At 60.2% G+C, this 13,228-nt stretch carries 11 protein-coding genes; 7 read left to right on the forward strand and 4 right to left on the reverse strand.

The window, feature by feature from the left end:
• From CHH27_RS21080 to CHH27_RS21105, 7 genes are all read left to right on the forward strand, one after another.
• The gene (locus CHH27_RS21080; protein WP_157739019.1) at nucleotides 1-864 is read left to right on the forward strand and encodes a hypothetical protein; all 864 of its coding nucleotides are present in this window, start codon (nucleotides 1-3) and stop codon (nucleotides 862-864) included.
• A 10-nt stretch (nucleotides 865-874) separates the two neighbouring features.
• Nucleotides 875-1,717 carry a hypothetical protein gene (locus tag CHH27_RS27755; RefSeq protein ID WP_157739020.1) on the forward strand — a complete coding sequence of 281 codons (843 nt, stop codon included), beginning with the start codon at nucleotides 875-877 and terminating at the stop codon, nucleotides 1,715-1,717.
• 37 nt (nucleotides 1,718-1,754) lie between these two features.
• On the forward strand, nucleotides 1,755-2,372 hold the full coding sequence (locus tag CHH27_RS21085) for a DUF3540 domain-containing protein (protein ID WP_157739021.1): 618 nt from the start codon (nucleotides 1,755-1,757) through the stop codon (nucleotides 2,370-2,372).
• A 77-nt stretch (nucleotides 2,373-2,449) separates the two neighbouring features.
• On the forward strand, nucleotides 2,450-4,282 hold the full coding sequence (locus tag CHH27_RS21090) for a tetratricopeptide repeat protein (RefSeq protein WP_094073336.1): 1,833 nt from the start codon (nucleotides 2,450-2,452) through the stop codon (nucleotides 4,280-4,282).
• Nucleotides 4,283-4,527: 245 nt separating this feature from the next.
• Nucleotides 4,528-4,911, forward strand: a complete 384-nt coding sequence (locus CHH27_RS21095; protein ID WP_094073337.1) for an SH3 domain-containing protein — start codon at nucleotides 4,528-4,530, stop codon at nucleotides 4,909-4,911.
• 99 nt (nucleotides 4,912-5,010) lie between these two features.
• The gene (locus CHH27_RS21100; protein ID WP_094073338.1) at nucleotides 5,011-5,430 is read left to right on the forward strand and encodes a hypothetical protein; all 420 of its coding nucleotides are present in this window, start codon (nucleotides 5,011-5,013) and stop codon (nucleotides 5,428-5,430) included.
• A 29-nt stretch (nucleotides 5,431-5,459) separates the two neighbouring features.
• Complete coding sequence (locus tag CHH27_RS21105) at nucleotides 5,460-6,233, forward strand: MinD/ParA family protein (protein ID WP_094073339.1); 774 nt, start codon at nucleotides 5,460-5,462, stop codon at nucleotides 6,231-6,233.
• Between the two features lie 217 nt (nucleotides 6,234-6,450).
• Here CHH27_RS21105 and CHH27_RS21110 read toward each other — a convergent pair whose 3' ends face one another.
• The 4 genes from CHH27_RS21110 to CHH27_RS21125 all read right to left on the reverse strand — a co-directional run bounded on the left by CHH27_RS21110 (nucleotide 6,451) and on the right by CHH27_RS21125 (nucleotide 13,190).
• Complete coding sequence (locus CHH27_RS21110; protein WP_094073340.1) at nucleotides 6,451-7,986, reverse strand: serine/threonine-protein kinase; 1,536 nt, start codon at nucleotides 7,984-7,986, stop codon at nucleotides 6,451-6,453.
• Nucleotides 7,987-8,050: 64 nt separating this feature from the next.
• Nucleotides 8,051-9,676, reverse strand: a complete 1,626-nt coding sequence (locus tag CHH27_RS21115; RefSeq protein ID WP_094073341.1) for a sigma 54-interacting transcriptional regulator — start codon at nucleotides 9,674-9,676, stop codon at nucleotides 8,051-8,053.
• A gap of 85 nt (nucleotides 9,677-9,761) precedes the next feature.
• On the reverse strand, nucleotides 9,762-12,506 hold the full coding sequence (gene tssH / locus CHH27_RS21120) for a type VI secretion system ATPase TssH (protein ID WP_094073342.1): 2,745 nt from the start codon (nucleotides 12,504-12,506) through the stop codon (nucleotides 9,762-9,764).
• 171 nt (nucleotides 12,507-12,677) lie between these two features.
• Complete coding sequence (locus CHH27_RS21125; RefSeq protein ID WP_094074914.1) at nucleotides 12,678-13,190, reverse strand: Hcp family type VI secretion system effector; 513 nt, start codon at nucleotides 13,188-13,190, stop codon at nucleotides 12,678-12,680.
• Nucleotides 13,191-13,228: the final 38 nt, after the last annotated feature.

Raw genomic sequence — 13,228 nt, forward strand, 5'->3', positions numbered from 1 at the left:
ATGACGACCCTTTACATGGGTGTCTCGCCGGCAAGTGACGACACGCTCGGCATTGAAAACGGGGTCTATATGCGCCTCGGCTCCTATGTGAGCGATCCGGCGGAAGTCGACGAGGCCAGCCACTTGCCGACGTCGGTCTATTCCGGCGGCCTGGCGGCGAGCGACGGCATTTTCATCACCACGGCCGGTTCCTACATCGTTGAAGCGAGCAAGGAAGGCCATATCGAGATCGGCGGCAGCCTGACCCAGAAGAACAGGGACGGCCATTGCAACACGACCGTTGGAGCCGGCGACGTCACGATCACGACCGACACCAAGGGCTTTTCGCTGACGGCTCGGGGCAATTCAAAATTCAATGTCACATCCCATCATGTCGACGGGATCTTCATTGAGGCGCCGGACGGCAAGGTCTCCAGCAAGGGTGATGCGATCTACAACCACACCTTCGGAGCCTATCTGAAGCAGGTCGTCGGATCGACGAAGAAGATCATCCAGAAAGAAAGCACGAATGTCAGCCTGGCGCTTGTGCTGCCCGTTTATCTGTCAGGCGCGGTCGGCTGGAAAATGTGCTCGATGAACCTGAAAGTGTTCGATGCGAGCGAGACCGATCTGAAGATCTCCTCTGGAGGCATCAAGCTTGGGTTCGTTTATCTGAGCAACAACGTCATCACCCACGATATGGGCTATTCGATCCTCTACTACAAAAAGCGCGGCATCCAGCTCGAATATGCCGTGAAGAAGAACGATCTGAAGGGCTGGTCGGATTTCTTCAGCACGGCCAAGATGAAGACAGCTCTCGCCCAATCGCAATATACCAGCAGTGTCGAGGCGCATATCGGCATTGAATCCAAGATGCCGGCATAGCGGGGGCGACATGGCTTATCTCTACTACTGGAGCCCCGCGGGCGGCACGAACACCTTCACCGATGGTCATTACCTGCGCCTCGGTACATATGAAAGCCGATGGGAACCGGGCAGTGCCAACATCCAGGACCCAAGCGGCCATGCGCAAGGGATCTATTTCTACACCGACGGCAAATACACGCTGAAAACCGCAAATACCGGCAATGCCTATGAGGAGATCGGCACCCATGTGGAGCGGACGGTCAAGTCCGGCGGCTATGCCTATACCAACACGACAGGCAATTACACGATCGAGGAAAAGGACGGCGAAGTGGTGATCGAGGCCGAGGGCAAGATCCGCCTGAAATCCTCTCACGGCGATACGGACAGCGATTCCATCCTGATCCAGGCCAAGAACCACGATCTCTATTTCCAGCAAGCCGGCTACGCCAAGTTCGTCGACACTTACAAGGAGACGACGGTCAACGGGTTCACGCACAAGACCAATATCGGGATCGTTTTCAAACTCTATGCAGGCGCCAATATCGGCACCTATTCCCACATCGGACTGAGCCTCAAGACCTTCACCGTCGGCGTCAAGGAAATCACCTGCAGCGCCACGGGCGTTTCGTTGTCCTTGAACGGCAACACCTACAAGGACGTGCTCGGCATCAAGTTCGGCTTCACCATCTTCGCGCTGCAGATCGTCTGGCTGCACGAGGAATACGAATATTACAAGAACGAACTCAAGGTCTATGAGCGCATCACCAAGCTTGCGGCATCCGATGCGCAGGTGGTCGATTCCGAAGGCGCCGTCATCGGCACGAGAACAAGGGCAGCCGCACTCGACGGCGGCCTGGAAGTGCAATGCTGACGCGGCTTTCGTGCCCGCACGACAACGGACGGATTTCATGAACAAGACAAGCAGCAATTCCGGCGCAGCAGAAGAGAGCAATGTGCCGGACGAAAGGCAACCGGGTCTCGCGGCGCCGTCCCTTGTCCTGACCGTTGACACCTGCGACGAGGGCAAACTGTTCCTGTTCAGTGCGGACGGTGCCCGGATCGCTGCCCGGCGTGCCGTCAGCTGCCTGATCGAGCCGGTGAGCGGCGACAGCGTTTTGACTGCGGAGGTCGAAGGGCGCCTTTATGTCCTTGCCGTTCTGGAACGGCAGAACGTCGAAGCACCGCTCTCGATCGAAACGCCGGGTGAGCTGGTTGTCTCGGCGAGGCGGGTCTCCATCAAGGCCGGTGTCTTTGATCTTGTAACGGAAGCCGCCAATCTGGTCGGCAACGCGTTCAACAGCCTGTTCCGGACTTCCAAGCGGGTGTCGGGAACAGACGAGATGATCGCGGAATCCTCTTCGGTCAGCGCGCATCAACGGGTGTCCATCATCGAAGGCGCGGATGTGCACAAGGCGGGTGTGTTCAGCCAGAGCATTGAAAGCGCAATGACCCAGAGCGCACATGCGGCCGTGGTCACGGCAAAAACCGATATCCGTCTGAATGCCGAACGGATCAATGTGGGCTGACCGGATCGGCCAACAACACATCGCCGCCATTGTTCTCAAGGCGTTGTTTCACGCTCACCGGTAGGTAACGGGTCATCATGTCGAATTTGAACGCGCTGCTTGATGCGGCCAATCAGCATCTGGAAAACGGGTCGATCGAGGACGCGGAAGAGCTTTGCCGGCAGGCCCTCAGCCGCGCGCCCAGCTCCATTCGCGCGCTCAAGACCTATGGCAGATGCCAGATCGCGACCGGCGATCTGGAGGCCGCGATCAAGAGTTTCGAATTTGTGCTGCAGATGGATCCGCAAGATGCCTCGGCCAGTTACAATCTCGCTCTGGCGCATAATGCGCAGGGCAATCTCGACCTTGCCTGCGTCAACTTCGAACGGGCGCTGAGCCTTGACCCGGAAAACCCGACCTTTCACGAGGCCATGGCAACGGTGCATGCCTTCAAGGGCGAGATCGAGGATTCCCTGCGCCATCTTCTGATCGCCCAGGAGCTGAAACCGGACGACCCGAACGTGATGTCCAATCTGGGGTCCGTACTGGCGCAGATCGGCGCCTACTACGATGCCCGCAGATATTTCGAACAGGTGCTGGCGCTTCAGCCCGAAAACGGCCCCGTGGCCATTCAGCTGGCGCATATTCTCCAGGAACAGGGCGATACGGGAAGGGCTCTGGAGCTGACGGAAGCACTTTACCTGAAACGGCCCCGGGAACCGATGGTGCTGTCGGCCTTTGCGCGTTCTCTTGCGCTGGTCGGGGAGCTGGACCGGGCGGCGGATCTCCTGGACCTCGCGCTCAAGATTGCCCCCGACATGGTCAATGCGCTCGAGGAATACGCCCTGGTGTCGGCCTATCGCGGCGACCCGGACCGCGGGCTCGCCAAACTGGCGGCGCTCCTGAAAACGCAGAAGGACAATCCGCATCTCTGCCTCTTGCTGGCCACCGCGATGTCGCGGGCCGGCAAACACGCCGAAAGCGTGACGCTGGCACAGCCGGCGCTCAAGGACATCACAACCGGCGCCAATGGTCTGGCCCTGGTCCGGCAGGGCCTGTTTCATCAGGGCAAGTTTGCCGAGGCACGCGAGTTGGCTGCTCAGGTCGGGCTTGGCACCGCCGGTCTGAACGGTGGCCTGGCCGGTGCGCTTGAAAAGGTGATCATCCCGCTGGAAACCAAGCCGCTGGAGGCCATCCTGTTTGCGCGGTTCCTGTCCGGGGCTGGTGAGACCGGGGACGCAGCCGAGCGGATTGTCTATGCGCATGAACCTCTTGTTCCGCTGCTGCAACGCATGGATCTCGGCTTCCGTCTGGAGCCCCTTGAGGGCAAGAGCCTCTTTGAAATTGCGGAAACCGGCAACGCCTGTTTCATGGCCAGTTTTTCCGCAAGGCCGGAAGTTGCGGATTATGATCCGGCCGGTTTCAGGCCCTATCTGAAAACGGATCCGCGTGCCGATGACTTCTGGCGAGGGTCGCTGGCGCCATTGAAGGGACCGCTGGTTGGTGTCACCTGGGGGAAACACGCTCCGGCGCCCCTGCTGCACCATGTGCAAGCCGGCCTGGCGGACTGGCCAGGTGCGGTGCTCAGCCTGATGTGGGACGACCAGCGGGCTGAGCTGGAGGGCAACAGGAAAATCATTGATGCCGGTGCGCATCTGAAATCGCTGGAGATGCTGGTCGATCTTGTCGGTAAACTTGATCTTGTGGTTGGGCCAGACGGTCTCGTGACCCATATAGCCGGCGCGCTTGGTATCCCGACCATCGTTTTGGCCACACCTGACAAGCAATGGTACTGGTATGCACCGGAAGGCCGCTCACACTGGTATCCTTCCGTGCAGGTGCTTGAGCGGCCCTGGGCGGAACCGATGGAGCACTTCACCCAGAGGCTTTCGAACAAGCTTGCGGAAATGACCGGTGTTCAGGCCGCCTGAGATTTCCTGGCCGGCCTGAGCGTGACGCAACGTCCCGGGCGACCGCTGCCAGATAAATTCCCTAAACCGCACGCCGCTGTCTTATCGGACCATCAACAAACATGTGGTACCGTTAGGAAATCGCGGCACGTCAGACGGGTGCCCGGAAAGGCAAACAGCCAGTGTTGTCGCCGGTTGCCGTTGAATAAGGGTGGCAGTGATTCGCAGGCAGGAGACGAAGTGACTTTCGAACCGGAACGCATACGATGAAAAAATTCGTTCCCTATGTGGTGATCACCGCTGTGTTTCTGATTGCGCTGGTTTTTCTCCAGTTCCGCGACCGGTCCTATCTGGACGATCTTGCGCGCGCCGCCAATCCGCCACCCGCGCCCTCCCGGGTCATTCTGCCACCGCCTCAGCAAGCGCAGGGGCCGCTGCTCTATGTCAGCGGCAACCGTGTCGCGTTCAGGACGGGCCCAGATCTGCAGCAAAGCGTGATCGACCGGTTCGACCGCGGCAGAACCGTTCGGCAGACCGAGGTGGAAGGGGGCTGGGTGCATGCCCGAGATGTCGACACGGGCCGCATGGGCTGGATCTCCAGCAGATATCTGACGCAGACCAATCCACTGCAAACCACCGTCTCGAATTGAAGGATCTTAGTTGACAGCTGATGCATTTCCCTTGGCTTACAGACACAAATTGCTTGGGGACCGGAAAGTGGCGTGTTTAATGGCATGGGGAGGCCGGAAATGAGTTCACCCGACACGATGAAGCCCGCCCTGGCCAGTCTGGCGCGGACCTGCGAAGCGATTGCCAACGGCCGTTTCGATGATGTCGAAGATCTTTTCCAGGTGATCACGGATACATCCGTGGAAGAGGATATCCGGGCCCTGGCGGAGACCTTCTCCGGGATGGTGGTGCAGGTGGAAGCCAGGGAGTTTCACTCCAGTCAGCTGATTGCCGAACTGACTGAAACCAAGCGCCAGCTCGAGGCCGCCGAAGCCAAACTGCGCAAGGAAAACGCGGAGCTGAAAACCCGGCTGGACAAGTTCGAAGTCACGTATGACGAGGAACAGGCTCGCCAGGAGATTGAAGAGGTCAGCGATACGGACTATTTCCGATCCCTGCAATCGCGTGCCAAGGATCTCAGATCCCGCTACAAGTCCTGACCCGCTGACCTGACGAGCCGAGATATTCCGTGACAAAAATCATCTCCACCCACTCCTATCGCGGCGGCACCGGCAAATCCAATGTCACCGCGAATCTGGCTTCGGCGCTGGCGCTGCGCGGCCACCGGGTCGGCATTGTCGACACCGATATCCAGTCGCCCGGCATCCACACGCTGTTCAAGGTTGACCTCAACACTGTCAGCCAGACCCTGAACAATTATCTCTGGGGCCATTGCAAGGTTGGCGACACGGCACTCGACGTGACCGCGAATGTGGTCGATGCATCGGGACAGTCGATGGTGCCGGAAAACGGCAAGGTCTTCCTGGTGCCGTCTTCCATCAAGACCGGTGAAATTGCCCGGATCCTGAAGGAAAAATACGATGTCGAGGACCTGAACCGCGGCTTTATCGATCTGTGCCAGGAACTGGAACTGGATTATCTTCTGATTGACACCCATCCGGGCGTCAACGAGGAGACGCTGCTGTCGATTGCCATTTCAGACACGCTGCTTCTGATCCTGAGACCGGATATCCAGGACTACCAGGGCACGGCGGTGACCTTGGAGCTGGCGCGCAAGCTGGAAGTGCCGCAATTGTTCCTGGTGGTCAACAAGGCGCTGGAAACCTTCGACTTCACCGAGCTGGCCCAGCGGATCTTCTCCAACTACCGGACGCCTGTGGCAGCTGTCCTGCCCTTGTCGACGGACCTCATCCAGATCGGCAGCACCGGCCTGATCCGCACGCTGCAGCCTGAGCACAGTTTCACCCTGGCGATTGAATCGATTGTCGATTCGATCGAGTGAGTTTGGCGGCGCCGCAGTGCGCACCATGTCTTCTCAATCAGCCACCCATTCGACGTCATCCTGAGGAAGCGCGTCAGCGCTGTCTCGAAGGATACGCCACTTGCGCCTGTGCAAGGCCTAGCCTTTGAGGCGGACCTGGCGGCCCTCCTGAGGATGACGCATTGAAAAAGTGCGTTTGTTCGGAATTTGCTTCAAAAGGCGCTTGAGGCAACGCGCCCTAACCCGCGTCTTCGAACAGGCCCGACAGGAATGCGTCGACGCTCTCAAGACGGTTTGAACGCTCGAAGTCGAGCGCCTTCCTGACCGTCTCCCAGCCTTGCTGCTCCAGTCCTTCGATGGGCTCGGGCTTGAGGCCGTCGCGTGCGGCCTGGTCGATCGGCTGGGACTGAAACGGATGCCGGCCGGTCAGCACCTGATAGGCAATGCAGCCCAAGGCGAAGATGTCGTCGCGCGGGTCGCGTTCGGCGCGCTGAAACTGTTCCGGGCTGGCATAGGCGGCCGTCAGACTGTCCTGGATCGGATGATCGGAACTGGCGCTGGCGGCAGCCGCAAGACCAAAATCCAGGAGCTTGATCGTACCGTCCGACAGAAGGTAGATGTTGCCCGGTTTCAGATCCGAATGCACCACGCCCCGGCTGTGCGCATAGCTGAGCCCGGCGCAGGTGCCTTTCAGGACGCGGGCACATTCCCCGGGCGAAAGCGGCTGGCCCATTGTCTGGCCGAGGCGCCGGTCGAGGCCGACCCCCTTCAAGAGCTCCATGACGATGAAGACATCGGCCTTGTCCCGGTCGAAATCATAGACAGTGGTGATGTTGGGATGGGCGAGTGCCTGCGACTTGCGCGCTTCCGCCTCCAGAAGCCGAAGGGCTTCGGAGTCGTTCTGGAAACTCTCGTTCAGCAGCTTCACGGCCACATAGGGCTGATCGTGCCCGGCTTCCAGGCGACGGCGGTCGACGGCGGAATAGACATAACCCATGCCGCCACGCCCGATTTCCGCATCGAGAATGAAGCGGTCCCGAAGGATGGAGCCGACACCTGCGCGCTTGGTATGCGGCGAGGACAGCTTGTTGAGATCAAGCCCGTCCCGCTGCCCGCCGCCGGAGACCTTGCGGGCATCGGACCGGAACCGTGCACTTTTGAAATCGGTCAGGAACTTGTCCAGCTTGCCGCTCTCGGCATCGTGGCCGGGGGTGTCCGAATTGTCCGTCCGCCGGCTGCGATAATCGGTATAGCCGGAGACAAGCGAGGTCAGGATTGCGTCATCAACCTTGCCCTGGGTGTCGTCGACGGGTCCGGCCACCGGCTGCTCGAGAAAAGGCAGCGGCGGCAGGTTGGGAGATTGGGCGGAGATGGCATCCGGCGGCGTTTCAACAGCAACCGCTGCGTCCGGTGCCTGGCCGTCGGAACCTGCCCAGGCAGGCTGGAGGGCATGCGGCAGCGTCGGTTCTTCGAACTCTTCGGTATCTTCCCCGGCTTCGGCACTCAGGCGACCGGGCTCTGTCGGATCGGGATCCACCTCGCCCGCGTCGTCAGCCTGCGGCAGGTCCCTGGCGTCAGGCAGTTGAGCCAGCAGGATCTGGCCGAGATCCGGAGGCAGCCGGCCGGCCTCGACGAAGTCGTGGATGGTCTGGCGCGCAGCCAGCGCTGAATTGCCGGACGTCTGGGCCTCTGCGCGCAGATCCTTGGACAACTTGTCATAGGACAGCCGTCCCGACACGAAGTCGGTGATCAGTGCATGCGCGGCAGCGGACATTTCGGTCGGCAAGTCTGCGGGGCCCTTGTTCCTCAGCCGGCGGCCTTGTCAGCCCTCGATCGGATCAGGGGCGGTCCATGCCGTCGGGCCGTGTGATATTGTACCGGTTGAGTTTATCTATAATGGTCCGGCGACTAACATTCAGTATGCGCGCTGCATTTGTTTTGTTCCAGTTGGCTTCGCGCATTTTTGCTTCGATCACCATCGCCTCATATAGACCAACAATGGTCTTCAGGTCGCCTTCCGGGATCAGCGAGGGCATCCGGTTGCTCGGGTCGTGCTGCGCGCCGGCAATTTCCGGCGGCAGGTGGTCGAGTTCGATCGGATAGCCGTCTTCCGCCATCAGGCGCGCCCGATCCAGGATGTTCTTGAGTTCCCGGACATTGCCCGGATAGCCCCAGCACATCAGCGCGTCGAGCGCGTCGGATGCCAGCACCGGCACCTGTTGCCCCGACTTCTCAGCGGCCGCACGCAGGAAAAAGTCGATCAGAAGCGGAATGTCGGACGGACGTTCGCGCAGAGGGGGCAGGTTGATCGGAAAAACGTTCAGCCGGTAGAACAGATCCTGGCGAAACTCGCCGGCAGAGATCTTTTCTTCCAAGTTGATGTTGGTCGCCCCTACAATGCGTACGTCGACCTTCTCGGTCTTGGTCGAGCCGACACGCCGGACCTCGCCTTCCTGCAGCAGGCGCAGAACCTTGGCCTGCAAGGCCAACGGCATGTCGCCGATCTCGTCCAGGAACAGTGTGCCGCCATTGGCCTCATGCGCGAGGCCGAGCTTGGTGGTGTTGGCACCGGTGAAGGCACCTTTCACATGGCCGAAAAGTTCGCTCTCCAGAAGCGCTTCCGGCAGGGCCGCACAGTTCTGAACCACAAAGGGCTTGTTGGCGCGATCGCTCGACATGTGAATGAACGCCGCCATCATTTCCTTGCCGGTTCCGGTCTCGCCGCGCACGAGAATCGGAACATTCGACCAGGCTGCCTTGCCGACCAGCTTGATGGCGTGTTCGATCGGCGGACTTTCGCCGATCAGCCCCTTCGGCCGCTGCGCAATGGCTTCCTTTTTCGGCTGGCTTTTGCGGATCTGTTTTGGCAGTTCCGCAAGATGCCGGTCGAACTGGCGCTTCAGGCGGACATTGTCCTCATAGAGACGGGCGTTCCACATATACTGAGCGACCAGTCCGGCGAGGGTTTGCAATTCGACAACCGTTTCCTCGGAAAGCGCGGCAATGGCTTTTTGCGACGCGCCCGGATTGATGATCTGCAGGATGCCGATGGTGCGATTGGACTGGATCGTCAGCGGCAGGATAACCAGCGCCCGTGTGGTCAGCCCGCCATACTTGTCTTCTTCCCGAACCCGCTCGAAATCGTAGCCGATCACCTTGTCGATATCGCCGAAATTGAGCGTGGTACCGGTCGAGACCACAAACGCCGCGGGCTCTTTCAGGTTGGGTAACATGTCGGCGCCGTAAAGCACGACCTGTTTGCCGGCCGGCATCGCCTTGATGTAGCCCCGGTGACGGGAACAGGCGCGGTGAAGCGTCTGGCCGAACGTGTCCAGCATGAAGATGGACGCTTCCTCGGCGCCGGTCAGATTGAGGGCAGCCTCAATGACCTGGTCCATCACCGCCTCAACCTTGGCACCCGCCGTCATGGCTTTTGCCAGTTCTATCAAATCGCCCAAAATCATAGCGTCCGCACCCGTCTTTGTTGGACGTCACTTGGAGGCCGGCCGGCTGGTATGCCGGACAAACCGCGATTGTGCCCTGCGCTGATCAGGAGAGAGCGTAACTGAATGTACCGCCTTCTCCCATCCCAATATCGACCCGTGTGAAGTCGGTGTCTTCCGCACCCATCTGGGTGAGCAGTTCGGTGGACAGTTCCGGCAGAACCGTCCGGTTGATGATGTGATCGATGTTGCGCGCGCCGGTTTCCACTTCGGTGCAGCGTGCTGCGATCGAAGTGACCACGTCGTCGGAGTAACCGAGTTCCAGTTTCTGGTTCTCCACCAGCCGTTTGCCGATCTTGTTCAGTTTCAGGCGCACGATCTTCTCAAGCGGGTCACCGATCAGCGGATAGAATGGCACGATCTGCATGCGGGCCAAAAGGGCGGGCTTGAAATGCGCGCTCAGGATCGGCCGGCAGCCGGCAATCATTTCGTCTGTGCCGGGTTTTTCCGGCAGGCTGCCCATCTCCGTGATGACATCCGTCGCCAGGTTGCTTGTCAGAACAACGATGGTGTTCTTGAAATCGATCTGGCGGCCTTCACCATCCGACAGGACGCCCTTGTCGAAGACCTGGTAGAACAGGTTCATCACTTCCAGATCGGCTTTCTCGACCTCATCCAGAAGCACCACCGAATAGGGCCGCTGGCGCACGGCTTCCGTCAGAACGCCGCCTTCGCCATAACCGACATACCCCGGAGGCGATCCCACCAGCTTGGAAACCGTGTGCTTTTCCTGGAATTCCGACATGTTTATCGAGATCAGGAAGCGCTCGCCGCCGAAGAGCTGGTCCGCGATTGCGGTTGCCAGCTCGGTCTTGCCGACGCCGCTCGGGCCGACAAACAGGAAAACACCCATCGGTGCATCCGGGTTCTGGACACCGGCCTTGGCGGTCCGGAGTGCCTGGTCGACTGCATCAATGGCATGATCCTGGCCGATCACCCGGCCTTTCAGGTTGTTGCCCAGGGCAAGAATGCTTTCCGCGTCGTCCTGCACCATCCGGCCGAGCGGCACGCCGGTCCAGTCGGAAATCACCTGGCCGATGGCCTCTTCGGTAACCTCGAAGGAAATCAGCGGATCGCCCGCCTGGACGGCTTTGAGATCGGCCGCGATCTTGGCGTAGTCCTCCGGTGAGATCTCTGCGATATCGGCATCGGCTGCGCTACCCTCGGAGGCATCTTCTGCTGCTGCGGCATCGCCCTCAGTCGCGTCAGGGGCAGCCTCGTCCGTTTCCGGCGCCCGGTCGTCCTCCAGGCTAAGACCGAGGTCGTGCCGGATCTTCAGAAGCTGGTCCACCAGCTCCTTTTCACGGTTCCAGCGGTCGGTCAGCTCTGCAATGGCCGCTTCCTCGGAGGCGACTTCCGCCTCGATTTCCGAAACTTCCAGTTCGCTGGACGCAAAGTCGGCCTTGTGGTCCCGCTTGAGCGACTCAAGCGCCCGCTGCAGCTCGCCGAGGCGTTTTTCTTTCAGCTCGATGACAAACGGCTTGGAGGAAAGGGAAAGTTTCACACGGGCACAGGCCGTGTCGAGCACGTCGACCGCCTTGTCCGGCAGCTGGCGGCCGGAGATGTAGCGGGCCGAGAGCTTGGCGGCCGCGACAACGGCGTTGTCGCGAATGTAAACACCGTGGTTCTTTTCATAGGCGCCGCGCAGGCCGCGCATGATGGTGATCGCCTGGTCCGGGCTCGGTTCGTCCAGCTTGATCAGCTGGAAGCGCCGCTCCAGGGCCGGATCCTTTTCGATGTATTTCTTGTATTCGCTCCAGGTGGTGGCTGCGATTGTGCGCAGCTCGCCGCGGGCGAGCGCCGGCTTCAGGAGGTTGGCAGCATCTGCGCCGCCGGCAGAGCCACCGGCTCCGATCAGCATATGGGCTTCGTCGATGAACAGGATGATCGGCTTGGCCGATCCCTTGACCTCGTCGATGATGCCCTTGAGCCGGTTTTCAAACTCGCCCTTGACGCCGGCGCCGGCCTGCAACATGCCGAGATCGAGACCGATCAGCTCGACATTCTTCAGAAGGTCCGGCACGTCGTTTTCTGCGATCTTGCGCGCCAGGCCCTCGACCACGGCCGTCTTGCCGACACCCGGTTCGCCGACACAGATCGGGTTGTTCTTCCGGCGGCGGCCCAATACGTCGATCATCTGCTGGATTTCTCGGTCCCGGCAGAACACCTGGTCGATCTTGCCGTCGCGGGCGAGTTGGGTGAAGTTGGTACAGAACCGGGCGAGCGCACTGTCCGGGTCCATGCCGGGTGCCACCGAACGGCCTTCGGCCGGCGTTTCGCCTGCAGCAGCAGGTCTCGACGCGACGCCCGCAGTGGTTTCTTCCGACTGGCTGACGATGTCCTTGAAGTTCTTCTTGAGCTCTGAGAAGGACATGGCGTCGAGCTGGCTGAGCCAGCGCTCGTCGCCGAAACGGTTGGGCTTGGCAAAGACCGTTGCCAGCAGGCTGCCGGACCGGACCTGATCGAGATCCAGCTCGACGGAACTGACCAGCCAGGCATCGGAAATCCACTCGATCAGGAGCGGCGAGAAGGCCGGCCGCCCCTGGTTGCCGCGTTTCAGGCTTTCCAGCGTCGAATCGATTGCTTTTTTGAGCGAGGCAGGGTCGATCTCGAAATGGCGGCAGGCGCTTTGCAGGTCATGCTGGCTGTCTTCGGCGAAAACATGCAGCAGATGCTCGATTGTGACCTCGAAATGTCCCCGGGTGACTGCCAGACCGGCGGCGCCTTCAAGAGACCGCCGGGAATACGTGTTCAACCGTCCGATCAGACGACGGAGATCGAGATCAATCAAGAGGCCACCCCACTGCTTGACTTATGCTTGTCCGGCATGATCTGGCGTGGCCAAATACATGGCTGGACTGCTTGGTCTTCAGGTCTCTCGTTTGCCTGAAAAACCTTGATAAAAATGAAACGAACCGCCCCGGTTGCCCGGAACGGTTCTGATTTCAACAGGTTATCGCGATCAGGTGACCGGCTTGCGATAGTCGTCGGATGCATTGGTGCCCGCGACTTCATGGGTCCAGACAGCCTTGCGGAAAGTGAAGGACCACTTGTCGGTGTCGCCGCGGGAGGCGTTGGCTTCGTCATTGACATCCGGCAGGATCGTCTTGCCTTCGACCAGCACGGCATCGGTGAACTCGATGGTGAAGTAGTGTTCCTGGACGCCGGTCGTCGACGTGCGCCAGAACTGGACTTCGATTTCCAGAGCTTCACCGGTGGCCAGAGCCTGCCACAGGAGCGGGGTGGCCTTGTCGACCGGCTTCATGAAAGTGGTCGGCATGTGGCGGCGGGTGGCAATGATGGAGCCGGACTGCGGGTCGCGCGGCACGACGGCGTTCTGCTCGAAGTGATAGACGAGAGATTCGCCCTCATGGCCTTCCTGCCACAGATTGCCGATGCTGTCGGCGGTGGTCGCGTCGGACGTGATGTCGCCCTGGGTTGCGCCCTTGATGGTGATGTAAGCGATGTTGGACATGAGAACCTCACTATAAAAAAATCTGGTTTCCGACCCAC

Origin of the sequence: Labrenzia sp. VG12, assembly GCF_002237595.1 — a bacterium.
Taxonomy (GTDB): Bacteria; Pseudomonadota; Alphaproteobacteria; order Rhizobiales; family Stappiaceae; genus Roseibium.